We start from the raw sequence: 25040 nt of genomic DNA, 5'->3' as shown, positions 1-25040 counted from the left end.
CGCTTCGACGCACCTCCTGCAACAAACAGAAGCGGACATCTGATGTGCTACAAAAACCGGACAACTTGAAAAGCTACCGACAGAGGCGAATTGGCGCGCCGGCTCTGGTACATGATCACGCCTACGTTTACATCAACGCCGCAAACTGCGAGTTTAGGGCCATGATCTATCGATATGATCGAAATGGTGTGAGGCCATCCGTCAGGATACGCGGAGCGAAGGCGCAGGAAGCCATTCGGCTTTCAAGTCCTTCGCGACAAAGTAGCCGGGCAGATGGACCACATCCTCCGGACGCCGAAACGGCTGCAAGCTGCGTCGTCGAACCGCTCGGCCGGGGGAAAGACCCCGACCTTCGCGCTTCTCCTCGCATCTTCTTGCCGTTTCAGGCGCCATTTCGACCATATCGATAGATCATGGCCCTAATCCGATGATAGAGCTCATCCGCACCAACGACGCCGTCATCATTTCGTTTGTCGAATCGCTGATGCGCGATGCCGGCATCGGCTGTTTCGTCGCCGACCAGAATATGAGCGTCCTCGACGGCTCGATCGGCATCCTGCCCCGCCGTGTCATGGTGGACGCCGACAAGGCCGATGCGGCGCGGCGCATCCTGACGGATGCTGGCATCGCCAACGAGATCCGCCAAAAATAATGTCCGCGTCGCCCGCTGCCCTTGTCCCGGACATGCCGGCTCATACGGTCGACGCCTTCCATCGCGGTCGCTTCTGGCTGGTGCAGCCGAGAAAGGCCGGCCACCGCGCCGGCATGGATGCGATGATGCTGGCGGCTGCCGTGCCGTCCTCGTTCGCCGGGCGGCTTGCCGACTTTGGCGCGGGCGCTGGTGCCGCCGGCCTGGCGGTACTGTCGCGCTGCCCCGCTGCAGAGGCCGTGCTTGTCGAGCGTTCCCCGGAAATGGCGGCCTTCGCCACCACCACGCTTGCCCATCCCGGCAATGCGCATCTCAGCGACCGCGCCTCGGTGCTTGTCGCCGATGTCGCGCTGTCGGGCCGGGCGCGAGCGGCCGCCGGCCTCGAGGACAACAGCTTCGATTTCGTCGTCATGAACCCGCCGTTCAATGCCGCCGAGGATCGCGCGACGCCCGATCCGCTGAGAAAGGCCGCGCATGTCTCGGAGGATGGATTGTTCGACAGCTGGGTCCGCAGCGCGGCCGCGGTGGTCAGGCCGGGCGGCGGGCTGGCCGTCATCGCCAGGCCGGAACAGCTCGGCGCCATCCTCGATGCCATTGCCGGCCGCTTCGGCGACGCCGAGATGCTGGCCGTCCACCCTCGCCCCGAGGCGGCAGCGATCCGCATCGTCGTCCGGGCAATTCTCGGCGCACGCGGCAAACTGTCGATCCGGCCGCCGCTGATGCTGCATGCCTATTCAGGCAATGGCCCCTCGGAACGGGCGGAGCTGATCAATAACGGGCTGGCGTCGCTGTTCGGAGACTGATCCATTTTGATTGCCGGGGTGACGGCATTGCCGTTGGCCGGCGAATTCCTACATGCCTCAAGCATATCGACCGGAGACAGCCCCCTCGTGAAACGCCTTTTCAAGCGCCTGCTGCCGAAGTCCTGGCGCTCCACCGTCGTCACCATTCCGGTCATCCGGCTGCACGGCACGATCATGCCCGGCGGCGGCCAGTTCCGGCCGAGCTTGTCGCTCGCTTCCACCGCCGGCCTTCTCGAAAAGCTGTTTTCCTTCGACGCGCCGGCGGTCGCCATCTCGATCAATTCGCCAGGTGGCTCGCCGGTGCAGTCGCGGCTGATCTTCAGGCGCATCCGCGACCTGGCGAGCGAGAAGAACAAGAAAGTCCTGGTTTTCGTCGAGGACGTGGCGGCATCGGGTGGCTACATGATCGCGGTCGCCGGCGACGAGATCTTTGCCGACCCGTCCTCCATCGTCGGCTCGATCGGCGTGGTGTCGGCCTCGTTCGGCTTTCCGGAGCTGTTGAAGAAGATCGGTGTCGAGCGCCGCGTCCACACCGCCGGCCAGAACAAGGCGGTGCTCGACCCGTTCAAGCCGGAAAAGAAGGAAGACGTCGAGCGCCTGAAGGCGCTGCAGCTCGAGGTCCACGAGACCTTCATCGACCTCGTCAAGGACAGGCGCGGCAGCAAGCTCAAGGACGATCCCGACCTGTTCACTGGCCTGTTCTGGACGGCCAAAAAAGGGCTAGAGCTCGGGCTGGTCGATGCGCTCGGCGACATGCGCAGCGTGCTGAAGAGCCGTTTCGGGCCGAAAACCCAGCTCAAGCTGATCACCGCGCCGCGCGGCCTGTTCGGCCGCTTCGGCCTGTTCGGCTCGAGCTTTTCGGCGCCCGATATCGCCGCCGCCGCGGCAAGCGGCGTCATCGATGCGGCGGAAGAGCGCGCGCTGTGGGCGCGCTTCGGGCTTTGAAAAGCTGGTGAAAGCGTCTAGCATAAATCATCAACCGACCCGACCGGCCGCCTTGCCGGCCTTGCGAGGGAGGAGTTTGACATGCCGCAGATCATTTTCTTCGCCGTCGTCGGCATTGCCGCCTATTTCGGCTACCGCTCCTTCGTCAGGGAAGCCGAGCGTGTGACCGCCAAGGTGCGGCGTACCGAAAAGCAGGCCGCCAACGGTACAATGGGAACATTGGTCAAGGACCCGAAGACCGGCGAATACCGTCTGGCCAAGGATTGACCGTCGTCCCCCTCGCGGCCGAGCCAGTGAACGCCGAGGCCAGCATCCGGGCGTCGCATGCGCACGCCAAGATAAATCTCGCGCTGCACGTCACCGGCCAGCGCGCCGACGGTTATCACACGATCGAAAGCCTGGCTGTGTTCACGCGCTTCGGCGATCGCATCGAGACGGAACTTGCCGACAGCGATGGGTTTTCCGTGTCTGGCAAATACGCCTCCGCGGTGCCGGTCGACGACAATAATCTGGTGGTGAGAGCGCGCGATGCACTGCGGCGCGAGGCCGGTCCCCAGCACGCACCGGCTGTCGCCATCAGGCTCGAAAAGAACCTGCCGGTCGCGTCCGGTGTCGGCGGCGGGTCGAGCGATGCGGCGGCTGTGCTGCGCGCCCTGGTCCAGACCTGGGGACTTGATGTCGGCGATGCCGAACTGGCGCGGATCGGCCTGTCGCTCGGCGCCGACGTGCCGATGTGCCTCGCTGCCAAGCCGCTGATAGCCCGCGGCGTCGGCGACGAGCTGACGCTCGTGCCGGGTTTCCCGGCGCTGGGTCTGGTGCTCGTCAATCCCGGCACTGCCGTCTCGACGGCCGACGTGTTCGAGGCGCTTGGCCGCCGCGACAATGCGGGGCTGCCGCCGCTGCCGCACAGCCTCGACTTCCACAGCATCCGCAACTGGCTGGAGATCACCCGCAACGATCTCGAGCCTGCGGCGCGTGCAATCCAGCCCGCCATCGGCAAGGCGCTTTCCGTGCTGAACAAGGCCGGAGCCGGTTTTGCCAGGATGTCCGGCTCCGGCGCCACCTGCTTCGGGCTGTTCGAGACCGGCAATGTGGCCAAGCGCGCGGCCGTCGATATCCGCGGCCGCCATCCCGACTGGTTTGTCGCCGCGACGCGAAGCGTGACATCGGAGGTTGATGCCCATGGCCAGGATTGACGAGAGCCGCCCCTTCGTTCCCGTGCACATCGCAGTACTGACCGTTTCCGATACGCGCAGCCTCGCCGACGACAAATCCGGGCAGACGCTGGCCGACCGCATTGCCGAGGCCGGCCATGTCCTGGCCGCCCGCGACATCGTCACCGACGACCGCGACAAGATCCGCGACAAGGTCCTGGGTTGGTCAAGGGACGAAGCGATCGATGTCGTCATCACCACCGGCGGCACCGGCTTCACCGGCCGCGACGTGACGCCGGAAGCGCTGGAGCCGATCTTCGAAAAGCGCATGGACGGCTTTTCCGAAGTGTTCCACCGCATCTCCTACGACAAGATCGGCACTTCGACGATCCAGAGCCGAGCAACCGGCGGCGTCGTCAACGCCACCTTCGTTTTCGTGCTGCCGGGCTCGCCCGGCGCCTGCAAGGACGCCTGGGACGGCATCTTGAAGCCGCAGCTCGACTATCGGCACATGCCCTGCAACTTCGTCGAGATCATGCCGCGGCTGGACGAGCATTTGCGGCGCGGCTGAGACGAACCGAGGTATCAGCCAAGCGACCTCGGTTTAGCGAATGACCGGCTCGCCGTGAAAACGCCGGCGCGACGGCGGCGACACGCCGAAGCCAACCTCCATCATCAGCCGCGGCGTGCGCGTCGGCACGGTGCCCATATGGAAGCCGAACGGATCCTCGACAAAGCCGAGGCCGGCCGGCCCGGTCAGCGTGACCGGGCTCTGCTCGCCGTAGACGCCCAGCACCTCTTCCGCCGAATGGCCGACCAGCAGCGTCAGCTGATGCTTCAGGATGCGGCGGTTATGGGAGCCGCGGACATAGACATGCGGCCCAGTGTCGGCGTCGACCGGCACCAGGTAGAAAAAGAACTTCAGCATGCGCCAGTCGTCGAGGTCGAAATGGTATTTGCCGAGCGAGGCCATGTTCTTGTCGGCGTCCGAGACGCCACCGGTCGGAAAGCTCCACCAGACGCGGGTCGTGATCAGCTTGGCCTGGCTGCCGAGATAGTGCGCTGCGATATCGAGAAGCAGCGGATCGCGCTGCACGGCGACCGCAGCGTTGCAGTCGAGGACCCGTTCGAAATAGTGACCGCTGAGCAGCGGGCGGCCGAAATGCTTTTCGGCATCGGCGTGTTTTTCGGGCAGGAATTCCAGCCGGCGGTCGAAATTGCCGAAGCATGGCGTGCGCTCGGCGAAGCGGGCGATCTCCTCATGGATGGCGGCCGGCAGCATCAGGCCCGAATAGAGCCCCTCCGTCCGCAGCGCGCCGACGACGGCATCGCGATCGACGCCGGCGAACATCGTTTCACCGACATTGCGCGCCGGCGGACACGGCTTCGCGCCGCGCCAGTGCAGGCGCCGCGCCGGCATGGTGCGCGCCAGCATGAACATCGGCAGCCATGCCGGATTCTCGCGAAGGTCGGAAAGATAGGTCGGGATGCGGGCGGCGATGCGGCGCAGCGTACCGCCGTTGCGTGCGATCGCCTCGAGGCTTGCAGCGCCGGACTTGTCAGGGCTTGAAAGGGTCATCGGGGTCCTCACAATATCGAGGGAACAGCATCGACGTTAGTCGTAGCCGCTCCGGCACACCCCAAACCCTATTCGCCCATATCGCCGGGAATGGTAACCCCCGGCCAGATTTTGTGCAATGCACAATAAACGACGACCCGCCAGAAAATTTGCTTGGGGCGGGTTCCCCGGACCGGGACGGTAAGCCGTCACTTCCGCGGCGCGACCCAGATCTCGGCGTGGAGCCTCCTGGTCGCCAGGCCGCGGGCGATCGCTTCGGCGCTGCGGGCGTTCTTCGACAGCGCCGCGGCCTGACGCTTGCTGATCACCAAGCCTTCGGCGAGAGCGCGATTTCCGGCAAAGACGCGCGACAGGAACGGCGCGCGGCTGCCGCGTGCCCGCGAGAACCGCGCCGCCATGGTTTGCCTGGCGGTATGGGCGACGACCTCGTCGATCCAGCCCTCTCCCAGCCGCGCGCCCGGTTCCAGCAAGAGCAGCCAGTCGCCCTTGGCCTGCCTGATGCCGGCGGCGATGCCGCCGCTGACATAGTGGCAGCCGGCATGTTCGGCGACGCGGTGCGTCTGATCGGTCGAGCCGGTGTCGCAGACGAGAACGTCGCGCACCACGCCTTCGACCGCGCCGCCGATCAGCGAGGCGAGCGTGCGGGCAAGGCCCTCCTCGTCATTCAGGGTTTCGATCAGGACGCTGAGCATGTTTAGCCGAATAGCGGAAAGCGGTGGGCAGCGCCAGTTTTTGCGGCGCGCCGCGAGAAAGTTCTTGCTTTGTTCTCATCAATACGATAGGAATACATTCATGAGCAGAGCGATTCGACAGTGGGCGGACAGTCCCTGGGAAAGGGCCAAGATGGAACAGATCGTGCGTGCCGACATTGCAGCCTTCGGCGCTGGCAGGGCCGAAATGGCGAATGCTATGATCGAGCAGAGCGGCATGCGCGTCCGTCCGGACCGCAATCGCGGCAGGTCGGCGGGCATCAATCCGTCCGGCCGTTTCGAGCCGGTCAGCAGGCATGTGTTCGACGATGGCTGGAATTCGCTGGAGGAGCTGCCGCCGTTCAAGACCGAGGTACAGGTCGAGAAGCCGCGCACCATCATCACGCGCAACGAATCGCCCGACATCTCCTTCGACCGCTCGATCAACCCCTATCGCGGCTGCGAACATGGCTGCGTCTATTGTTTCGCGCGGCCGACGCACAGCTTCATGGGCCTGTCGCCGGGGCTGGATTTCGAATCGAAGCTGTTTGCCAAGCCGGATGCGGCGCGGCTGCTCGACAAGGAATTGTCCAGGGATAATTACCAGCCGCGCACCATCGCCATAGGCACCAACACCGATCCTTACCAGCCGATAGAGAAGCAATACCGGATCATGCGCGAGATCCTCGAAGTGCTGGAGGCGCGCGGCCATCCGGTCGGCATCGTCACCAAATCGGCACTGGTGACGCGTGACATCGACATTCTGTCACGCATGGCCGAACGCGGGCTGGCCAAGGTGGCATTGTCGGTGACGACGCTCGACCGCATGCTGGCGCGCACCATGGAGCCACGCGCGTCGACGCCGACCAAGCGGCTGGAGGCGATCAGGCAGCTTTCGGACGCCGGCATTCCGGCCTCGGTGATGGTCGCGCCGATCATCCCCGGACTGACCGACCCGGAAATGGAGCGCATCCTCGATTCGGCGCAGGCAGCTGGCGCACGCGAGGCCGGTTATGTGCTGCTGCGCCTACCGCTGGAGGTCGCGCCTATCTTCAAGGACTGGCTGCTGCGCCACTATCCCGACCGCTATCGCCACGTCATGTCGCTGATCCGTTCGATGCGCGACGGCAAGGACTACGATTCGGAATGGGGCAAGCGCATGAAAGGCTCCGGCCCGTATGCCTGGCAGATCGGCCGGCGTTTCGAGATCGCCGCCAAACGGCTCGGCCTCAACGCCGAGCGGCGCTCGCTCAGGACCGACCAGTTCGTCCCCGCTGCCAAGGCAACCGAGCAGCTGATGCTGCTGTGACAAAGCGTCTCGCGCCAGCCGCTTGAAGCGGCCGCAGCAGGCGAAACATCCCGTCCGGCCTGTCCTGTCCCCGGGCTTGCAGACGGTAGCCCCTCCTGGTCCGGTGCCCCGCCCGACCCGGAGGGACTTGCGGAGAATCGGAGCCGATGCGAACCTCGCCGCACCATGGCTCGCCCGCGTTCCGATTCTCCGCTTCTCTTCGAAATCGTCGAGAAACCCGACTTCTCGTTCGAGACGAAGGCGGTGGCCGAAGGCCTGTGGCCGGTGGCGGGGATGGACGAGGCCGGCCGCGGCCCGCTCGCCGGGCCGGTGGTAGCGGCAGCGGTGGTGCTCGATCCCGCCAACATCCCCGACGGCCTCGACGATTCCAAGCGGCTGACGCATTTGCAGCGTGAGGCGCTGTTCCTGAAAATCCTTGGCTCCGCACTCGCCGTATCGATGGCGTCGGTCAGCGCCGAAGGCATCGATGCCTCCAACATCCTCAAGGCCAGCCTGGAGGCGATGCGCCGTGCCGTGGCCGGCCTGTCAATCCGGCCGAAGCTGGCACTGGCCGACGGCCGCGACGTGCCGCCCGGCCTGCCCTGCGAGGGCAAAGCACTGATCAAGGGCGACCAGCGCTCGCAGTCGATCGCCGCAGCCTCGATCGTCGCCAAGGTGATGCGCGACCGCATGATGTGCGGCTGCGGCAGCCATCATGCGCGTTACGGCTTCGAACTCCATATGGGCTACGCCACTGTGCGCCATCGCACGGCGATCGATCTGCATGGACCAGTGGCGCGGCTGCACCGCGCCTCCTTCGCGCCGTTCCGGTTCGGCGGCACCGAGGTGCTGGAGGAAGAGGGTTTTTCGGGTTTGGATTGAGCGATTCGGCATGGTGTGATCTCCCCCTCGAGGGGGAGATGTCGCCAAAGGCGACAGAGGGGGTCGGTACGTCCTGGCGCGACGCCATGCGGGACGAAAGAGAAGGCTGGCGCTTCACGCGCGGCGACCCCCTCTGGCCTGCCGGCCATCTCCCCCTCGAGGGGGGAGATTACGCTCCGCTCAGTTCAGCTTCGACTTCAAATCCTGCAGCGAGGCGTTGAACAGGTCGGCGCCGGCCTTGGCGTCGATCTTGCCGGCCAGCAGCGCGCGCGCGGCTTCGACCGCGATATCGACGGCGCTGGTGCGCACTTCGCCGATCGCTTCGCGCTCGGCCTGGCCGATCTTCTGCTCGGCCAAGGCGGTGCGCCGGGCGACATAGTCCTCGGTCTTCTTGTGCGCCTCGGCGGCAAGCATGTCGGCTTCACGCTTGGCGGCGGCGACGATGGCCGCGGCCTCCTGCTCGGCTTCCTTGCGCTTGCGCTGGTATTGGCCGAGCAGTTGCTGGGCCTCTTCGCGCAACCGCCGCGCTTCCTCGAGCTCGGAGCTGATCTTGTCGGCACGCGCATCGAGCGCCTTGGCGATCATGCCCGGCACCTTGATGTAGATGGCGATGCCGAGGAAGATTACGAGAGCAACCGTTGCCCAAAGCGTCGCGAGAGATGTGGCGTCCATGATGCGCTCCTCACCCGGCCACGGATTTGACCGCGGCCGCGATTTCGGCCTTGCTGGCCTTGCCGCCGACAAGCGCCTCGACGATGGCTGAAGCGGTATCCTCGGCGATCGTGCCGACTTCCTTCATGGCATTGGCCTTGATGGAAGAAATACGCGCCTCGGCCTCGCCAAGCTTCTGGTCGAGGGCGGCTTCGATCGTCTTGCGGGCAGCTTCGGCTTCCGCCTTGGCCGCATCGTTGGCCTGCTGGCCGATCGCATTGGCCTTGCCCTTGGCTTCCGCCAATTCCTGCTCATAGGCGGCAACGGCGGCATCGGCCTCGCTTTTCAGCCGGGCAGCATGGTCGAGATCCTGGGTAATGCGGTCGTTGCGCACGTCGATGATGCCACCAACGCGCGGCATCACCACCCGTTTCAAGAAGAGATAAAACAGCCCGAAGGTGATTGCCAGCCATAGAAGCTGCGAGGGGTACGTCGCCGGATTGAATGGCGGGAACGTGCCGTGCGCCTCGGCAGGCACACCGGTGCCAGCGCTGCCACCTTCGACGGCGGGCGCGGGCTCTTGCGCAAAGGCAGATGTCACGAACATGGACTATCCCCGAAATTCAGGCCCGCCGCAGGATCGCGGCCGGCCTGTTCAATTCTTCCCAATGTTCAGCCGAACAAGCATTCAGCCGAACAGGGCGAGAAGCGCGATGAGAAGCGAGAAAATACCCAGCGCTTCGGTCACGGCGAAGCCGAAGATCAGACGGCCGAACTGGCCGTCGGCGGCCGACGGGTTGCGCAGCGCGCCCGCCAGATAGCTGCCGAAAATGTTGCCGAGGCCAATGCCCGCGCCGCCCATGCCGAGGCATGCGATGCCGGCGCCGATGTACTTTGCTGCTTCTGCGTCCATTTATTCAACTCCTTTGGATCTAAAATTCCGTTGCAAATTCGATCCGGCGGCAATGCCGGAAACCTTGTCAGTGCCTGGGATGCAGGGCGTCGTTGAGATACATGCAGGTCAGCACGGCAAAGACGTAGGCCTGCAGGAACGCGACCAGCAGCTCCAGCGCCGTCAGCGCCACGGCCATCGCCAGCGGCAAAACCGAACCCGCCACGCCGACCGCGCCGAGCGCGCTCAGGCTGACGACAAACCCCGAGAACACTTTCAGCGTGATGTGACCGGCGAGCATGTTGGCGAACAGACGAACCGAGAGGCTGACCGGACGCGAGACGAAGGAAATCACCTCAATCAGCACCACCAACGGCAGCAGGTAAACCGGCACGCCGTGCGGGACGAACAGCTTCAGGAAGCCAAGGCCGTGCTTGGTGAAGCCGTAGACAACGACCGTTCCGATCACCAGCGCAGCGAGGCCGAAAGTGACGATGATGTGGCTGGTGATGGTGAAGAAATACGGGAACAGGCCAAGCAGGTTGGCGACAAGCACGAACATGAACAGCGAGAACACAAAGGGGAAGAACTTCATGCCTTGCGTGCCCGCCGCGTCCCTCAGCATATTGCCGACAAATTCATAGGCCATTTCCGAGACCGACTGAAGGCGGCCCGGAACCAGGCTGCGGCTCGACGTGCTGAGGTAGAGAAACGCCGATGCGACAGCGACCGTCGCAAGCATGAACAGTGCCGAATTGGTGAAAGACAGGTCGTAGCCGCCGATGTGAATCGGAATGATCGGATGGATCTGGAATTGGTGGATCGGATCGACCTTGTCAGCAGCCACTTTAAATCCCCATCAAAGCCGCAGACGGCTTCAGTATCCTGTTCAATGCGCCGGCATGCGGCGCCTCAATTCATTCTTTCGGATCGCGCGGCTTGTCGCCCGTTCCGAATTCCGACACAAGCCCGGCTGAACGCAGGACATTGAGCACGCCGGCGCCAAAACCCAGCAGCAGCCCGACTATCAGACCCCATGGCGATGTCCCCGCCACGCGATCGATAAACCAGCCGAGAGCCGCGCCGACCACTATCCCGGCGATGAACTCGCTGGACAGCTTGAGCGCCTGGCCGTACCCGGCCACACTGCCCGCTTTCGCGTCGTCTTTCCCCTCGAGCCGATCAGGCCGCCTTGTCGCAAGCGATGCTTCAAGGTCGCGCCGGCGGCGCTCAAGATCGTCGTCGCGGATGTCGGCTTCATGCTGCTTGCCGCGGCCGGTTTTGCCGGTTCCGTCTGGCCCATTCTTGTCGGCCACGCAACCCCCTCCTGCCCGGTCAGACCGTCGCCGTCCGTCCGCTTCTTAAAGTCGCCGGCAACATAGTTAGAGGGTCCGCGCCCGTCAAGCCACGGGCGGACGTTCAAGCTCAAGTATTTTTTTGTTATAAATCAGCTACTTGCTCGGGTGCGACATCGTGCCCGACGCGGCCTCTGGCGGGCTGCGGCCGAATCCCTACGGCGATGCGTCTTCGATCGGCCGCTCTCGCGGGAAAGATGCAAGGGCTGCCCGAGCGCTCAGCTCCAGCCGCCGCCATAGGTGCGGTAGAAGATGTGCAGGCCGATCCTGGTCATTTTCTGCATCGTCCGCGCCCAGCCCGGATGGACGTAGTTGGCGTAATAATGGGTCGACGAGCCGACTTCCGGAATGAAGATCTTGCCGGCTGTGACGGCCATGGCGACATCCTGTGCGGTCTGGTAGGCAGCGGGGTTGTCGATGCGCTTCTTCCTGCCGTCGCAGGCGAAGGAAAACTGGCAGCGGTTGAACCAGTTGTCGTTCTGGTAGACGACGCCGCAGATCGAGTTCGGATAGGCCGGGTTGCGGACGCGGTTGAGGATGACCTGGGCGACGGCGGCCTGGCCACGCACGGCTTCGCCGCGCGCCTCGAAATAGATGCCGTTGGCGAGACAGGCCTGCTCCGGTTTGGAAAAGACGCTCGCCGGCAGCGGCGTCTGCATCCAAGAATGATCGCCCTTGCTCAGCGGCGGAATGAAGCGGCCATCGTTCGCGTCCTCGTCCTGCAGCAAGGCCTCGAAAGGCGACGCCTTGGCGTAATCGGGGACCGACGAGGCGTAAGCGGTCGCCAGCACGTCAGGATGATCATTGTTGACCAGCGCGGCAAGCATCGCCGGCACGCCGGAATCCGGCTTCTTGTCGATGCGCGTGTGGAAGGCGGCGGCGATCTGGATTTCCTTGCCTTTGATCTCGGGCTTGGCGAAAGCCATCCTCAGGCCGCTGTCCATGCTTGGGCGGAGCAGCGAAGAGGTGCGCTCGAAGATCGAGCCGGCGTTGAAGTTCTTCGGCGGCGAGACGGGCGAGACCTGGATGATGCGGCCCTTCTTGTCGGCACGCGTGATGCGGTTCTCGTCCGGCGTCGTGCCGGCGATGCCGCCCTTGCCGCGAAACGAGACGGAGCCGATGCCGGGCAGTTGGACGCCGGAGCCGGAGAGCGAGCCGGTGCTGCTGGAATCGAGGAAGGGCATTTCGGCGGCGTGAACGGAGCCGGCGACGGATTTCTCGACATAGGCGTTCCAGCGGACGCTCGGCGCCTCCAGGCCGGAGACCAGGCTGGTCATGTCCTGATAGGCAGCGACCGTCGGAAAGCCGATCCAGATGCCAAGGCCAATAATAAACGGAGACAGGAAGGAACGCTTTTTCTCACCGGCGGCGGCGACAAGCCGCGTCAAAACACGTCGATGCACGGAACTCTCCAGAAACGCAACGGACCCCACTGGAGAGCTACAATGATGCATTAACCTTGATGGGGCGTTAACAGCTTAGAACGTTGTTTTCCCATCTCGTGTCGAAGTCAGGCGCTTTTGCGGCCATCGCTTGACGGAAGAAAGATCGGCCAGGCGATCAGCGCGCAAATAGCCGCACCCAGCCAGACGCCTGCCCACGAGCAGAGCACGAGAAGTCCGGGAATGGCGATCGGCACCAGGAAGAAGGCAATGAAGACCAGGCTGTTGGCAAGGCCGAGCGCCGTTCCGGCCTGGCTCGCGCCGGCCAGCGTCGCAAGCTCGGTGTAGGCGACGCCATGCCAGGAGGAGACGCAGATGCCGGCCACGACCAGCATCGCGACCATCGCCGGCGACAGCATCGGCGCTTGGCCTGACAAGAATTGGGCCGAAAACAAGACGAGCGCCGCAAGCACGGTGAAGGCGGCCACGCTCAGCATGCTGCACAGACGCAGGAACGACCGGCGGTTGCCGTGACGGTCGGTGTAGCGGCCGCTCCAGACGCGCATGACCATGGCGCCGACCTGCACGGCAGCCAGGCTGGCGCTGATCACGGCTGTTCCCATGCCGGCGAAATCATGCAGGAACACGGAAGCAAATGTAAGCACCGCCACCTGCGGAAAGCAAAGCAGGCCGATGGCTGTTGCGATGCGCCAGACGGCCGGGTTGCGCAGCGGCGCCGGGCCGGCCGACAATGCCATGCTGCCCGAATTGGCATCGTCATGCGCCGGCGGCTGATGCAGCCAGCGCCAGGCGAGCGAGGTCGAGACCGCGGATGCAGCCGCCAGAAGTCCGAAGACTGCCGTGAAGCCATGGGCTGAAGCGAGCGATGGCAGCACGAGCGCGCCAAGCCCGCCGCCAAGCGGCACCGCCGTCTGCCTGATGCTCATGGCAAAGCCGCGCTCGCCTTCGCCGAACCAGGCCATGATGGCGCGGCCGCTGGAGCCGTTGACGCTGCCGCCGAGCAATCCGGTGACCAGCAGGGCAGCGGCGAGAAGCGCGATGCCGGGAATATGGGCCGGTGACGGCACGACCAGCGCGGCCATGACAAGCAGCCAAACCGCGGTTGCGCCGAGCCCCGTCAGCAGAACGCGGCGGTCGCCCCAGCGATCGGTCAGCAGCCCCCACGGCAATTCGCTCAGCGCCACGCCCAGGCCGAGAAGGCCAAGCGCCAGGCCGAGTTCGCCATTGGAGAGATGGTAGCCCGAGCGCAGGCACACCGCCGTCGCCGGAATGCCGGAGAAGGTCGCGGAAAAGCAGGCATTGGCGGCGACGCCGATGCCCAGCACCTTCCAGCGATGATTGGGTCGAAGTGCCGCCGCTTCTGACGGGGCGGCAACGGCGGCCGGGCGAAGCGGTTTGCAATCTGCTCGTGTGGCGACAGCGGACATGGTTCAGCTCCTGCATGGGTCGGCTGCATTCGGTCTTGACGCGCTCTCTCTACCGCCATAGCTTCGTACTGAATATCAGGAAGTTTTTGACGTAATGTCCCGAATATCAGGATTATTGGCATGCGACGCGTGACATTCGATCTCGAAGTCCTGCGCAGCTTCGTCACCGGCATGGAGCTGGGCAGCTTCGCCAAGGCCGCCGACCGGCTCGGCCGCTCGACCTCGGCAATCAGTGCGCAATTGAAGAAGCTGGAGGAGCAGGCGGCGACGCCGATCTTCCGTAAATCTGGGCGTGGTCTGGTGCTGACGGACGCGGGCGAGACCATGCTCGGCTACGCGCGGCGGCTGATCGAGCTCAATGACGAGGCCGCCTCCGCCATCCACGATGTCGAGCTGGAGGGTTGGGTGCGGCTTGGGCTACAGGAGGATTTCGGCGAGGCGGTGCTGCCGGAGGTGCTCGGGCGCTTCACCCGCGCCCATCCCAAGGTCAAGATCGAGGCCAGGATCGCACGCAGCCATGAGCTTGCCGAACGGATCATTTCGGGCAGCCTCGATATCGCGCTTGCCTGGCACAATGGCGCGACGCTGCCCTACAGCCGGCATGTAGCCGACGTCCAGATGCGCTGGATCGGCCCGGCAAAACAGATCGAGACCAGCCTGCGCGATGGCGAGGCGTTGCCGCTGGTGGCGCTCGAAGCGCCGTGCCTGCTGCGCAGCGTGGCGACCGAAACGCTCGACCGCGCCGGCCTGGCATGGCGGATGGCCTTCTCCAGCCCGAGCCTTGGCGGCATCTGGGCAGCCGTCGCCGCCGGGCTCGGACTGACGATCCGCACCGATATCGGCCTGCCGGCCACCGTCAGGGCGATGACGCCGGAGATCGCCGGGCTGCCCGCTTTGCCCAAGATGGCGCTGTTCCTGCATCGCAAGGAGGCCGAGCCCGACCCGGTAGCGGCGCGGCTTGGCGACATCCTGCTGCAGGCGGCGCTGGAAGCGTTGCCGGGAAGTGGCGACGCGGATGGTCTGAGGAAAGCGGCTTAGCGCAGACGAGCGCTCGCGATCCCTCGCGCCCCCCTCTGTCCTGCCGGACATCTCCCCCACGAGGGGGGAGATTAGACTAGCAGCTTCGCCGTCCCACCCGTCTTTCGGCGCTGGAGATTGGCTAAAGCGGAGAGGACGGCCAATCTCCCCCAAATGGGGGAGATGCCCGGCAGGGCAGAGGGGGCGCTGTCCCGCCGACGTCTCGCAAGGTTCCGCGAATGATGATCTAACGGCGCTTCTTCGCCCTGCTGGCGAACGGGTGGTCCGACGTGCGCAAGGCGATGCGGATCGGCACGCCGGGCATGTCGAAAGCCTCGCCTCTATGCTACCAACATGCTTAACACCCGTCATCGGCGAGCGGTCTCTCGCTTCAATGAGGTTTTTCGGTGCACGCTGGTCCGGTCAGGGGATAATTCCCCGAGGGCCCCGGCGTAGCTGAATCTGGCGGGTACCGCAGCATTTCTTGAACTTTATACCTGAACCGCAAGGACATTGATCATTGCCGCGGCGTTGCAGACGGCCAACCAGGGGCAGCAGCGCTGCGGAAGGCAGGAGCGCTGCCGCAAGGGCAGCCAACTTGGCCGAGATTCCCGGTACGACTAGGCGACGACCCGATTTGAACCCTCGCCACGCCCGTTCGGCTACATACTCCGGATCCACCTTGGGCAAGATGTTGAAGAGCACCGTCTGATTGGCGCCTGACCTTGCGAGAAACTCCGTCGGCACCGGGCCTGGTGCAACGCATGTGACCGTCACGCCGGTTCGGCGCAATTCCTGGTGAAGCGCCTCTGAGAAGAAGCGCACGAAAGCTTTGCTAGCGAAGTACAGAGCCATATAAGGCCCGGGAACGAACCCGGCCACGGAACTGAGATTGAGCACCCCGCCCCGTCGGCGCGCCACCATTCCCGGCAGAAAATGAAGGGTCAGTTCTGTGAGGGAATGTATATTGAGATCGATGATGCCGAGTTGACCATCAATAGGCAGCGCCGTCGTCGCGCCCCGCAGGCCATAGCCGGCGCTGTTGACCAGGACATCACAGACCAGGCCGTGTGCGGACAGAAAGCCCTCCAGGCGAGTTGGCGCATCGCCTGCCACGAGATCCAACTCGAGCGTGAATGCCTCGCCGCCCGCCTCCCTAACCTCAGACGCCGCGCCGGCCAAACCCTCAGGCGAGCGGGCAACCAGCACAACCGCACCGCGCTCCCTTGCAGCGACGCACGCAATCGCCCGGCCAATTCCACCCGAGCCGCCAATCACGACGATAGCTGGCCGGAATTCACAGTGCGAAATCACGTCGCGTTCCTCTGTCTTGCAGGAGCGGAAACATCTTGACCGAGCAGCACCACTTCATTGGCGACAGTGCCGTTCAGAATCTTTTCGAATCTCTCCAGTGCTCGTGCGACGTTCGCTCCATCCATGACCCGGTGATCGTAGTGGATGCGGACATTCACCGATCCGTCTTTGCCGATCGGACCGTAGTTGAGAAGGGTGGTCAGTGGTGTCAGCGGGTTGAGTGATTCCGCACCGAGGCCAGAATAGACGGACAGTTGGAAGGTACCGAAGTAATTTGCCCTTTGCCGGGCGATGTTCAACCCTAGCCACATAAGCAGCCACCTGACTGGCGCGGGCGCACCTGCCACCCGCAAGGCACGCCGAAACTCCGGGACCTCCTGGATCGGCCGTGATCGAGCCGCGTGGATGGATCCCTCAAGTTCCGTGATGGAGTAGCGCTCCGGGCATTTGATGCGGCTCAGCAGAACGGCCGGCTCGCCATCATATTCGCGCTCGTGGGCAATCGAGGCTACGCTTGCCGGATACTCGTAAAGCTGCGGCCAAGGCAACTTGACATAGGCGCGCCGCAGCTCCGGCATCTCTAGGGCAAGAAGCGCATACCCTTTCAGGAAGATAGCGGTCCACGAGGGCCTGGTCTGCCGCGCCATTCTAGCCCTTACGAGTGGGCCGAGATTCATCTGACGCTGCACCGCGACCCGTGGCACGCCGATCGAAAACCTCATCAGATCGCCAACAAGGCGCCGGGGCGCGGAAAGCTTGAGGGCTCGGCCTCGCATAAAACGACCTCTAATAAAGATAAGGGAATATCCGCTTGGTCCTTTCCATATAGACACGGTATTGCGAGCCTAAATTCTCCAGCATCATACGCTCTTCCTTATCCACTCTCAGCAGGAAAAGGACTGCGAAACCAATCAAACCCGATATGCCCGCAACCCAGTTCGGCAGCAGAAAGAGCTGGCCGAGCCCCATAAGCAGGAAAGAGGTGTACATAGGGTGACGGACCAAGGCGTATGGCCCGGCGCTGACCAGTTCATGCCGTTCGCGAATCTCGAGCGTAATCGACCAGTTACGGCCAAGTTCCTTGTGGGATAAGCGAAAAATCCACAGCGCTGAGCAGAAGATGATGGTTCCGAGCGCCACCGACCACACGCTGGCCGGATGATCAGCCGCTCCGGGGATGCCGGTAGCGACATAGAAGCCAGGCAGGATTGCCAGGCCAAGGAGAGCCGATACAAGCCCGACGGTGTCGGAACTTGAGCTGCCGCCAGCTACAATTCGCACGCGCCTTGCCCGGCGCTCGAACGGATACCGGATCACGTACCAAGCAACGATGCCGATCACCCATATGATCTCGCCAACTGAGGCTACAGCAATGGTCACGTCACGTCACCGGAGCCTTTTCTCGATCTGGGACGATGATAAGCCGTCGCAACGATGTCACCGTCCGAGTTGTCGACCGTAGACATTCAGAGCGCGTTCCCTTCGCACTTAACCGGGCGAATGGGCGCGAAAGCGGGTTTTGCCAATCGCATTTCAACCCGCGTTCATCTCCCGAAGCTTGGTTATGAATTGTTGCGGCCGGAGCCAGATACCGGGGGTCTTATACCCCATGGATCTAGCGATGTCCGCTACGAATGCGTTGCAGTTGTAGAGCGACGCGTGCCAAAGCGGAGAACTGGCCTGCAGCCTTCGTATGCTCGCGACGACTTTCCTATATTCGGCTTCGGTAAGTAATACACGCCAGCTTGCCGACCGGTAAGCATCTTCCAGGTCGCCGTCCGTCCACCCGGTCGAGGCTGGCACGGGCGCCAAATGGCCGAGAACATAGACATTGGGATCACCGGACTTCGGAGCGAGGCCCGCCACTTCGGGGTTGACCATCCGTCCGGCCTGGTTCAATCGTCCAAAAATCACGTAGGAATGGCCGTAGGTAAGGGCGTACCGGGAGCGGAACTCGATGAAATACCGCTGGGCTTGAGTTGACGCCGCCGCGCGCGCCGGCATCGCCGCGGTTCTCAGTGCCTTATCATTGGACACAAAAGTCGGCTGGGGCTTGCTGTCCTGCGACTGACATGACGCTGCGACAAGTGCGAGCAGGGCCACAATTGTTGAACGGCCACTTACTAGCGTCATCTATCCAGAACTCCGAGGACCGCAGGCCTAGCGCCAACCTATGCCCGCTAACGCACGTAGGCTACGAATCCGGCTGGCCCCTGCATATCGATTGGGAAGGGCCTGGCGGCCCTTCCCGAATAACCGAAAGCCGGTCCTTATTTAATCACGGGCTCCTCTACGGCAGCGGGTTCCGGCGGAGGAGCCTTCCCCTTTCCTTTGCCGATCATGCCATTCGCGCAGCCGCTCAGGCTGGCAACGGCGAGGGTGGCAACCATTACAATCAACATCCTGTTCATCAAGCAATCCTTTCCCCGAGGGCGGAACAGCCTATGGAATCGCCACAAATAAAAACAATATGCAGCCCCGCCAAGCTACCCGCGATCTACATCAACGCCTAGTGCAGAAATGACACAGTTGGCACCCGGTTCCAGGCGGCACCTTTGCGGTGACGTGCTGGCAGGTTCACCATCCAACGGAGATCAGGCCTGCCCACCATCAAACAACCACCACCGTCGTGCCCAAAGGAGTACGGTCGTAGAGGTCAATGACGTCGTCATCGATCATACGGATGCACCCGTTCGATACTGCTGTGCCTATCGTCCACGGCTCGTTTGTACCATGTATCCGGAAGTGGGTGTCGCGCCCGTCGCGATAGAGATAAAGGGCACGCGCACCAAGCGGGTTGTTTGGTCCGCCAGGGACCCCCCCTGCATACTTCACCAGGCGCGGCTTGCGCTTCATCATGCTGGCGGTGGGTGTCCACGACGGCCAGTCCGCCTTGCGGCCGACGGTCGCTGTACCCTTGAACGAAAGTCCCTGCTCGCCGACGCCGACGCCGTAGCGCGTCGCCCACCCGTCCGTCTCGACGGCATAGAGAAAACGTTGCGAAGTATCGACGACGATCGTTCCGGCCGGCTCGTTTCCGTCGTACCGCACATGCTGCCGTCGGTAACGAGGATTCAGGCCACGCCTTGGTCCGAACGCGGATGAAATCGGCTCCGCCACCTGTTGTAACGTCGACGTACATCCGGAGACCATCAGAGCCAGACTACCCAGCACGAGCCCCCGGCGCGCAATGTGGTGTTCTTCCATTTCTACCTGCTAGGAAACTGGTCATCTACCGCCGCCTTCGTCTCTACCATTCCAAGGCCTGCGGGCCAAGTCTCGCTTTGTGGTGGCAAAATGAATTCACAGGATTGACAAGCGAATTGGAGCGAAACTTCTTGCGATAACCGTCTGCCTCTGTTCGGTTATGTCAAAATTGGCATAGGACAGAGACGATGAAGCCTGACTTCCATGGTAAAGTCGCGATTGTGACCGGCGCAGGATCCGGAATAGGTGCGGCTGTTTCACGGCAACTCGCGCAAGAAGGAGCCGAGATTGTTGTCGCCGACCTTGATGCCGAGGCAGCGCACTGCAGAGCCGCCGAAATAAGCTCGCAAGGCGGCAGGGCCTACGACTTTGCGGTAGATGTCACGGATGCCGCAGCCGTGGAAAAGCTGATCGAGTTCACTGTCCAGAAATGCGGCGGACTGGATATGGCGGTAAACAATGCAGGTATCGACGGCATTCGAAAAGCAACGGCAGACTATCCGCTCGACAACTGGCACAAACTGATAAACGTCAATCTAAATGGCGTTTTCTACAGCATGAAGTACGAAATCGCCGCGATGCTGGATCGGGGCGGAGGCGCCATCGTGAACATGTCCTCCGTTCTCGGTTCCGTCGGCTTGCCAACTGCGTCCGCATACACGGCAGCGAAACACGGGGTCGTTGGATTAACCAAGGTTGCGGCGATTGAATATGCGAGGATGGGCATCCGGATCAATGTCGTCGGCCCCGGCTGGATCGAAACGCCTCTTTTATCGGAGCAAATGGAGGCATTAGCCAGCCGGCGCATGGCAGGTCTTCAGCCGATGGGCAGGCGCGGGAAACCGGAAGAGGTAGCGGCTCTTGTATGCTTCCTGTTGTCCGACCAGGCCAGCTTTATCACTGGGAGCTACCATCTGGTGGACGGAGCTTACACCGCCCATTAGGTGCAGAGGCTGCCCCCACTCACGCCGGCCACCGTCAGGGCGATGACGCCGGAGATCGCCGGGGTGCCCGCCTTGCCCAAGATGGCGCTGTTCCTGCATCGCAAGGAGGCCGAGCCCGACCCGGTAGCGGCGCGGCTTGGCGACATCCTGTTGCAGGCAGCGCTGGAAGCGTTGCCGCAGACGCAACCGGCGCCCGTTCTGCGCAACGTAGCGTAAAGGGACAGTGGCGCTCAGCGGCGCTTCTTTGCCTTGCTGGCGAAAGGATTGTCCGAGGTGCGCAAGGCGATGCGGATCGGCACGCCGGGCATGTCGAAAGCCTCGCGCAGGCTGTTCGAGAGATAGCGGACATAGGATTGCGGCATCGCGTCCGGCCGTGAGCAGGAGACGACGAAGCCCGGCGGCCGCGTCTTGGCCTGGGTGACATATTTGATCTTCAGCCGACGTCCGGCGACGGCCGGCGGCGGATGATGCGCCAAAATGCCTTCCAGCCAGCGGTTGAGCTTGCCGGTCGACACACGGCTGTTCCAAACTCGATGCGTCCGGATGACGGCATCCATCAGCTTGTCGAGGCCACGCCCGGTCTCGGCCGACACCGGCACCGCCTGCATGCCGCGCGCCTGCGGCAGCAGCCGCTCGGTTTTTTCGCGCAGCTCGGCCAGCAACTCCTGGGGATGGTCGACAAGATCCCATTTGTTGAAGGCGATCACCGCGGCACGGCCCTCGCGGATGATCAGGTCGGCGATCTGCAGGTCCTGCTTCTCGAAGGGAATGGTGGCGTCGAGCACGATGATGACGATCTCGGCAAAGCGGATGGCGCGCAAGCCGTCCTGCACCGACATCACTTCGAGCTTTTCGTGGATCCTGGCCTTGCGGCGCATGCCGGCGGTGTCGAACAATTTTAAGCGGCGGCCATGCCAGTCCCAGTCGACCGAGATGGAATCGCGAGTGATGCCGGCCTCAGGGCCGGTCAACAGCCGCTCCTCGCCGATTAGTGCGTTGATCAGCGTCGACTTGCCGGCGTTGGGGCGGCCGACGACGGCGATGCGCATCGGCTTGGTGTCGTCATAGCCCGGCTCGGCGTCCGGGTCGGTGATGTCCTCGCCGATCAGCACCTCGCTGGCCGCGATCTCCTTCTCGCCGGCCTCTTCGTCCCCGCCGAAGGCGCGCGCCTCGCCAAGTGCCGCGATCACCGCGTCGCGCAAATCGGGCAGGCCCTGGCCGTGTTCGGCCGAGACCGGGATCGGTTCGCCAAGGCCGAGCTCCCAGGCCTCCAGCATGCCGCCCTGGGCGCCGCGCGCCTCGGCCTTGTTGGCGACGACGACAACCGGCTTGCCGGACTTGCGCACGATCTCGGCGAACGTCTTGTCGTCGGGCATCAGCCCGGACTTGGCATCGATCGTAAAAAAGATCAGGTCGGCCTCGCGGATGGCGATCTCGGTCTGGGCGCGCATGCGGCCGGGCAGCGTCGAGGCAGCCGCATCCTCGAAGCCGGCGGTGTCGATGACGTCGAAATGCAGGTCGTAGAGCTTTGCGGCATGGACGCGGCGATCGCGAGTGACGCCCGGCGTATCGTCGACAAGCGCCAGCTTCCTTCCCACCAGCCGATTGAAAAGGGTCGATTTGCCGACGTTAGGCCGGCCGATGATGGCGACTTTGAAGGTCATGGACTATCACGACACGCCGCCCGAGCCACGGATCAGCTCGGACATCAAAGTCGCCCGCTCGCGCGTGTTGCGCGGGGCGCCATCATCCGCGGCGATCTGGTCGAACAGCTTCAATGCATCCGCCGCCTTGCCTTCCTTCCAGGCGGCAAGGCCAAGCGCCTCGCGCGCCGTATGGCGCAGCGTGTTGGTGTCGGCGGTAAGCGCCTCGACGCGGCTGGAGACATCTGCGAAAGAGCCGTGGTCGACCAGAAGCAGCGCTGCCCTGAGCCGAGCCATGTCGCGAATGCCGGAGGGGATCTTGGTGTCGGCGGCGACGTCGTCGAAATCCTTGACGGCCGCGTCGACGTCGCCCTTGTCAGCCTTGACGGTTGCCGCGCGCATACGGGCGAGCAGCGGATAGGCGCCGTAGCCGTCCTTCTCCAACGCCTCCAGAGCGGCAAGCGCCTCGTCGTTCTTGCCGTCATTGGCAAGCTTGAGCGCCTGCGAAAAAGCATCGCCCGAGCGGTTGGCGCGAGTTTCGTCCCAATAGCGGTAGCCGACGACAGCGGCAGTGCCGAGCACCACCAGCACGGCCAGCACGAGCAAGGCGGGACCGAAACGATCCCACAGCGCATGCGCCTGGTCGCGACGAATCTCTTCGTTGACTTCGCGGATAAAACTGTCGTCCGACATGGATCAAAACCATTCATGCCCCGGCCGGGGCGGTTGATGAGCCCGCGTTTTAGCGAAATTTTGCCGGCATGGAAGGGGTTCGGCAGGAAAATCGCCTATTCACGAGGCAGTCGCCGCCAACGGCGGCCGTACAGGTCGATCGTACCCGTGCCATATTTCACCGGTAGGCGTCGCTTCTACATTCCTTGATCCGGTCAGATGCCTTTGCCCCGTTTGTCCCGCGTTGTTGCGTTTTCGATTGCCGCGCTTGCTACCGGCGCGGCTTTTGCCGACCCGCCGGCGCCGCCGGCAAAACCGAAGCAGATCGTCATCATCTCATTCGACAGCGCCCGCGACATTTCGCAGTGGCAGCGCAGCCGGGCGCTGGCCCGGCGCACAGGCGCGCATTTCACCTATTTCGTCTCCTGCGTGTTCCTGTTGTCGCCCGAGACACGCAAGGAATACACCCCGCCCGGCAAGACAGAAGGCAAATCGAATATCGGCTTTGCTGCCTCCAAACAGGAAGTCGCCGAGCGGCTCGAGCAGATCAACCTTGCGGCGTCGGAAGGCCACGACATCGGCAGCCATGGCTGCGGTCATTTCGACGGCAAGGATTGGAGCAAAGCCGACTGGCTGAGCGAGTTCGGCTCGTTCAAGCATGTTCTCGAAAACGCCTATTCGATCAACGGCATTGCTCCTGAACCGAAGGACTGGCGCGATTTCGCCCGCAAATCGGTGATCGGGTTTCGCGCGCCCTACCTGTCGGCAAACAAGGCGCTCTACGAGGCGCTGCCCGCGGCCGGTTTCCTGCTCGACGCAAGCGGCGTCTCGCGTGGGCCGGTCGAGCCGCCGACCGTCAACGGCATCACGCGCTTTTCGCTGCCGCAGATCCCGGAAGGGCCGAGCTCAAGGCGTGTGATCGCCATGGACTACAATCTCTATGTCAGGCATTCCGGCGGCTTCGAGCGGCCGAGCATGGCGGAGGAGTTCACTGGGCGGACCTATCATGCCTTTCGCGCCGCCTTCGACGCGCAATACCAGGGCAAGCGCATTCCGCTGGAGCTCGGCTTCCACTTCACGCTGATGAACGACGGCGCCTACTGGAAAGCGCTGGAACGCTTTGCCGGCGAGGTCTGCACCAAAGCGGACGTCGAGTGCATCAGTTTTCGCGATTATCTTTCGCGGCGAGGCGAACGGCAGGCGGCGGTGGGCGGCTGAGCGGAAGCGCTCGCCACCCGATTTTCTTAGCTTGCTGGCTGATCCTCAGGGCGCAGGCCAGCTTGCTCCCGTTCCAGATAGTGCTGATCGATTACCGGCAGCGGTGCCCCTTCAAGGGTCGCTTCGAACGCGCGCAGACGTTTGTAGATAGAAATCAACTCGACGATAGTAGGCCAGGAATTGACGAGATACTGGAACGAACTGGCGACTTGGGAAAAGGCGGAGACGACCTGCTGAAAAATGCCGAAGCTTATCTTGCCTACAGCGAGAGTCGGAACAAGAATAAGTGTGGCGAAAACATTGTCTACCTGGAGATAGAGATACCGGACCATGTCGAAGTAGACATAATGAGCGTAGAGGGTGAAATAGTTCTTCCGAACATTCGCGAACAGCTCAGCTAGGGTTGGCGGTTGCGCTCTTGCCATATCGTCCTCACCAAGGACAAGTTCCTTGCGCAGAGCGGCTTCAACCCGTTGATTCCGAAATTCCAGGCCAGGAAGCTTGACCCCGACCACGGCCAACAACCCAGTGCCGAACAACGACCACACGATTGCGGCGATGACCAGTGGATAGGGAATCGCTCCGACGATGGGAAGGGTTGGGACATGACGAGACAGAGCTGCCAGCAAGGGCAGGAATGCGATGAGGGTCATAACGGAATCGATGAAGTTCACTCCCAGCCCTTGCATTGTGCTCGAGAAGCGCATCGTGTCGTCCTGAACGCGCTGCGACGCCCCTTCGATATGACGTAGCCTCGGCCAATAGGCGGTAAAATAGTCGTTCATGGCCGTCCGCCAGCGGAAGACATAGTGCCTGACGAAGAAGACGTTCAAAACCGCGATGGTCATATAGACCAGCGCCAAAGAGAGGAACTGCCACACTCCGTAGTAAAGCTCGGCAGGCGTGACGGAGCCGGGCGTGGTCAGGGCCCTCTGCACCATGTCGTAGAACATGCCACGCCAATCGTTCAGCGCCACACTTATCTGGACGATGAAATTAGTGACAAAAACAACCAAACCAGAACCAAGGATCGACCAATTCTGCCAGGGATGGGGGGCGTACAGCGCCCAAAAAAGGTAAAATATGCCGATACCAGCGAAGAAATATCCGTAGAACCAGAGGAATGACGGCGTCAGGAATCTCACTGGGCTTATGACAGGCGCTGCCTGCGGATCGACTGGCGGCATGCCAAGCATCGTGCCGAGGTGTTCGCCGCCGAAAAACCAAAGAACAACGAGCAGAAGGCTCCAGACGGCCGCCGAGGTGAAAAACAGCTTCGGCTGCGGAAAAAACGATACAAACACTGTG

General features: G+C 63.1%; 30 protein-coding genes. 12 read left to right on the top strand and 18 right to left on the bottom strand.

The genetic code is table 11. The features are described 5' to 3' along the window. Window positions 1-427 precede the first annotated feature (427 nt). The 6 genes from NKI58_RS27925 to moaB all read left to right on the top strand — a co-directional run bounded on the left by NKI58_RS27925 (window position 428) and on the right by moaB (window position 4122). A complete protein-coding gene (locus NKI58_RS27925) occupies window positions 428-652 on the top strand; it encodes a putative signal transducing protein (RefSeq protein WP_023674082.1) in 225 nt (74 codons plus the stop codon). Continuing rightward, window positions 652-1452, top strand: coding sequence for a tRNA1(Val) (adenine(37)-N6)-methyltransferase (locus NKI58_RS27920; RefSeq protein ID WP_352724053.1), 801 nt, complete (start codon window positions 652-654; stop codon window positions 1450-1452). The genes NKI58_RS27925 and NKI58_RS27920 overlap by 1 nt, the downstream gene beginning before the upstream one ends. An 87-nt stretch (window positions 1453-1539) precedes the next feature. Beyond that, window positions 1540-2397 (top strand): S49 family peptidase, encoded by an 858-nt coding sequence (locus tag NKI58_RS27915; RefSeq protein ID WP_352788408.1) that lies wholly within the window; start codon window positions 1540-1542, stop codon window positions 2395-2397. An 81-nt stretch (window positions 2398-2478) separates the two neighbouring features. After that, a complete protein-coding gene (locus NKI58_RS27910; protein ID WP_023674078.1) occupies window positions 2479-2664 on the top strand; it encodes a membrane protein in 186 nt (61 codons plus the stop codon). A gap of 26 nt (window positions 2665-2690) precedes the next feature. Continuing rightward, entirely contained in the window at window positions 2691-3593 is a 903-nt protein-coding gene (locus NKI58_RS27905; protein WP_352571430.1) for a 4-(cytidine 5'-diphospho)-2-C-methyl-D-erythritol kinase, read from the top strand. Next, window positions 3580-4122, top strand: coding sequence for a molybdenum cofactor biosynthesis protein B (gene moaB, locus NKI58_RS27900; RefSeq protein WP_352540121.1), 543 nt, complete (start codon window positions 3580-3582; stop codon window positions 4120-4122). The genes NKI58_RS27905 and moaB overlap by 14 nt, the downstream gene beginning before the upstream one ends. A 33-nt stretch (window positions 4123-4155) precedes the next feature. On the opposite strand, the gene NKI58_RS27895 is transcribed toward moaB, so the two are convergent. Together NKI58_RS27895 and NKI58_RS27890 are read right to left on the bottom strand one after the other, a co-directional pair. Further along, complete coding sequence (locus tag NKI58_RS27895) at window positions 4156-5130, bottom strand: phytanoyl-CoA dioxygenase family protein (RefSeq protein ID WP_352788404.1); 975 nt, start codon at window positions 5128-5130, stop codon at window positions 4156-4158. A gap of 188 nt (window positions 5131-5318) precedes the next feature. After that, window positions 5319-5822 (bottom strand): glycosyltransferase, encoded by a 504-nt coding sequence (locus tag NKI58_RS27890; protein WP_292664385.1) that lies wholly within the window; start codon window positions 5820-5822, stop codon window positions 5319-5321. Between the two features lie 151 nt (window positions 5823-5973). On the opposite strand from NKI58_RS27890, the gene NKI58_RS27885 reads away from it, so the two are divergent. Together NKI58_RS27885 and rnhB are read left to right on the top strand one after the other, a co-directional pair. Beyond that, a complete protein-coding gene (locus NKI58_RS27885) occupies window positions 5974-7128 on the top strand; it encodes a PA0069 family radical SAM protein (RefSeq protein ID WP_254818651.1) in 1155 nt (384 codons plus the stop codon). A gap of 165 nt (window positions 7129-7293) precedes the next feature. Then, window positions 7294-7989, top strand: coding sequence for a ribonuclease HII (rnhB, locus tag NKI58_RS27880; protein WP_352593246.1), 696 nt, complete (start codon window positions 7294-7296; stop codon window positions 7987-7989). Between the two features lie 180 nt (window positions 7990-8169). Here the strand turns inward: rnhB and NKI58_RS27875 are convergent, their stop codons facing one another. The 7 genes from NKI58_RS27875 to NKI58_RS27845 form a co-directional block, all read right to left on the bottom strand. Beyond that, entirely contained in the window at window positions 8170-8661 is a 492-nt protein-coding gene (locus NKI58_RS27875; protein ID WP_352593243.1) for a F0F1 ATP synthase subunit B, read from the bottom strand. A 10-nt stretch (window positions 8662-8671) separates the two neighbouring features. Beyond that, a complete protein-coding gene (locus NKI58_RS27870; RefSeq protein ID WP_352622998.1) occupies window positions 8672-9247 on the bottom strand; it encodes a F0F1 ATP synthase subunit B in 576 nt (191 codons plus the stop codon). Between the two features lie 81 nt (window positions 9248-9328). After that, on the bottom strand, window positions 9329-9553 hold the full coding sequence (locus NKI58_RS27865; RefSeq protein WP_006206606.1) for a F0F1 ATP synthase subunit C: 225 nt from the start codon (window positions 9551-9553) through the stop codon (window positions 9329-9331). Between the two features lie 67 nt (window positions 9554-9620). Continuing rightward, entirely contained in the window at window positions 9621-10379 is a 759-nt protein-coding gene (locus NKI58_RS27860) for a F0F1 ATP synthase subunit A (RefSeq protein WP_352853977.1), read from the bottom strand. A gap of 70 nt (window positions 10380-10449) precedes the next feature. After that, window positions 10450-10848 (bottom strand): AtpZ/AtpI family protein, encoded by a 399-nt coding sequence (locus NKI58_RS27855; RefSeq protein WP_023716852.1) that lies wholly within the window; start codon window positions 10846-10848, stop codon window positions 10450-10452. A gap of 257 nt (window positions 10849-11105) precedes the next feature. Further along, the gene (locus tag NKI58_RS27850; protein WP_352593237.1) at window positions 11106-12290 is read right to left on the bottom strand and encodes a cell wall hydrolase; all 1185 of its coding nucleotides are present in this window, start codon (window positions 12288-12290) and stop codon (window positions 11106-11108) included. A 107-nt stretch (window positions 12291-12397) separates the two neighbouring features. Then, on the bottom strand, window positions 12398-13717 hold the full coding sequence (locus tag NKI58_RS27845) for an MFS transporter (protein WP_352828182.1): 1320 nt from the start codon (window positions 13715-13717) through the stop codon (window positions 12398-12400). A gap of 120 nt (window positions 13718-13837) precedes the next feature. Between NKI58_RS27845 and NKI58_RS27840 the strand changes: the two genes are divergently transcribed. Next, window positions 13838-14755 (top strand): LysR substrate-binding domain-containing protein, encoded by a 918-nt coding sequence (locus tag NKI58_RS27840; protein ID WP_352593231.1) that lies wholly within the window; start codon window positions 13838-13840, stop codon window positions 14753-14755. 402 nt (window positions 14756-15157) lie between these two features. Here the strand turns inward: NKI58_RS27840 and NKI58_RS27835 are convergent, their stop codons facing one another. The 6 genes from NKI58_RS27835 to NKI58_RS27810 form a co-directional block, all read right to left on the bottom strand. Next, window positions 15158-16048 carry an SDR family NAD(P)-dependent oxidoreductase gene (locus NKI58_RS27835; RefSeq protein ID WP_352623001.1) on the bottom strand — a complete coding sequence of 297 codons (891 nt, stop codon included), beginning with the start codon at window positions 16046-16048 and terminating at the stop codon, window positions 15158-15160. Continuing rightward, entirely contained in the window at window positions 16045-16824 is a 780-nt protein-coding gene (locus tag NKI58_RS27830) for a hypothetical protein (protein WP_352828187.1), read from the bottom strand. Before NKI58_RS27830 ends, NKI58_RS27835 begins: the two co-directional genes overlap by 4 nt. A gap of 10 nt (window positions 16825-16834) precedes the next feature. Beyond that, the gene (locus NKI58_RS27825) at window positions 16835-17422 is read right to left on the bottom strand and encodes a protein-S-isoprenylcysteine O-methyltransferase (RefSeq protein WP_031195116.1); all 588 of its coding nucleotides are present in this window, start codon (window positions 17420-17422) and stop codon (window positions 16835-16837) included. A 159-nt stretch (window positions 17423-17581) separates the two neighbouring features. After that, window positions 17582-18181: a hypothetical protein gene (locus tag NKI58_RS27820; RefSeq protein ID WP_031195118.1), complete on the bottom strand. Its 600-nt coding sequence runs from the start codon at window positions 18179-18181 to the stop codon at window positions 17582-17584. Window positions 18182-18318: 137 nt separating this feature from the next. Then, window positions 18319-18459, bottom strand: a complete 141-nt coding sequence (locus NKI58_RS27815; RefSeq protein ID WP_023722423.1) for a hypothetical protein — start codon at window positions 18457-18459, stop codon at window positions 18319-18321. Window positions 18460-18658: 199 nt separating this feature from the next. After that, entirely contained in the window at window positions 18659-19255 is a 597-nt protein-coding gene (locus tag NKI58_RS27810) for a L,D-transpeptidase (protein ID WP_352593225.1), read from the bottom strand. Window positions 19256-19443: 188 nt separating this feature from the next. On the opposite strand from NKI58_RS27810, the gene NKI58_RS27805 reads away from it, so the two are divergent. Both NKI58_RS27805 and NKI58_RS27800 read left to right on the top strand, forming a co-directional pair. After that, window positions 19444-20199: an SDR family NAD(P)-dependent oxidoreductase gene (locus NKI58_RS27805; RefSeq protein ID WP_352476622.1), complete on the top strand. Its 756-nt coding sequence runs from the start codon at window positions 19444-19446 to the stop codon at window positions 20197-20199. After that, window positions 20200-20415, top strand: a complete 216-nt coding sequence (locus NKI58_RS27800; RefSeq protein WP_352593222.1) for a hypothetical protein — start codon at window positions 20200-20202, stop codon at window positions 20413-20415. 14 nt (window positions 20416-20429) lie between these two features. Here the strand turns inward: NKI58_RS27800 and der are convergent, their stop codons facing one another. Together der and NKI58_RS27790 are read right to left on the bottom strand one after the other, a co-directional pair. Continuing rightward, window positions 20430-21863: a ribosome biogenesis GTPase Der gene (gene der / locus NKI58_RS27795; RefSeq protein WP_352828180.1), complete on the bottom strand. Its 1434-nt coding sequence runs from the start codon at window positions 21861-21863 to the stop codon at window positions 20430-20432. Between the two features lie 6 nt (window positions 21864-21869). Continuing rightward, window positions 21870-22535: a tetratricopeptide repeat protein gene (locus NKI58_RS27790; protein ID WP_352788388.1), complete on the bottom strand. Its 666-nt coding sequence runs from the start codon at window positions 22533-22535 to the stop codon at window positions 21870-21872. A 204-nt stretch (window positions 22536-22739) separates the two neighbouring features. Here NKI58_RS27790 and NKI58_RS27785 point away from each other — a divergent pair, with 204 nt between their 5' ends. After that, on the top strand, window positions 22740-23732 hold the full coding sequence (locus NKI58_RS27785) for a polysaccharide deacetylase family protein (RefSeq protein ID WP_352788413.1): 993 nt from the start codon (window positions 22740-22742) through the stop codon (window positions 23730-23732). Between the two features lie 26 nt (window positions 23733-23758). Here the strand turns inward: NKI58_RS27785 and sbmA are convergent, their stop codons facing one another. Further along, the gene (gene sbmA / locus NKI58_RS27780) at window positions 23759-25036 is read right to left on the bottom strand and encodes a peptide antibiotic transporter SbmA (protein ID WP_023716846.1); all 1278 of its coding nucleotides are present in this window, start codon (window positions 25034-25036) and stop codon (window positions 23759-23761) included. Window positions 25037-25040: the final 4 nt, after the last annotated feature.

Origin of the sequence: Mesorhizobium sp. M0522 (genome assembly GCF_040321085.1) — a bacterium.
Lineage (GTDB): Bacteria > Pseudomonadota > Alphaproteobacteria > Rhizobiales > Rhizobiaceae > Mesorhizobium.
Note: the sequence above shows the minus strand (reverse complement) of the source record. Positions and strands in the feature narration are given on the sequence as shown.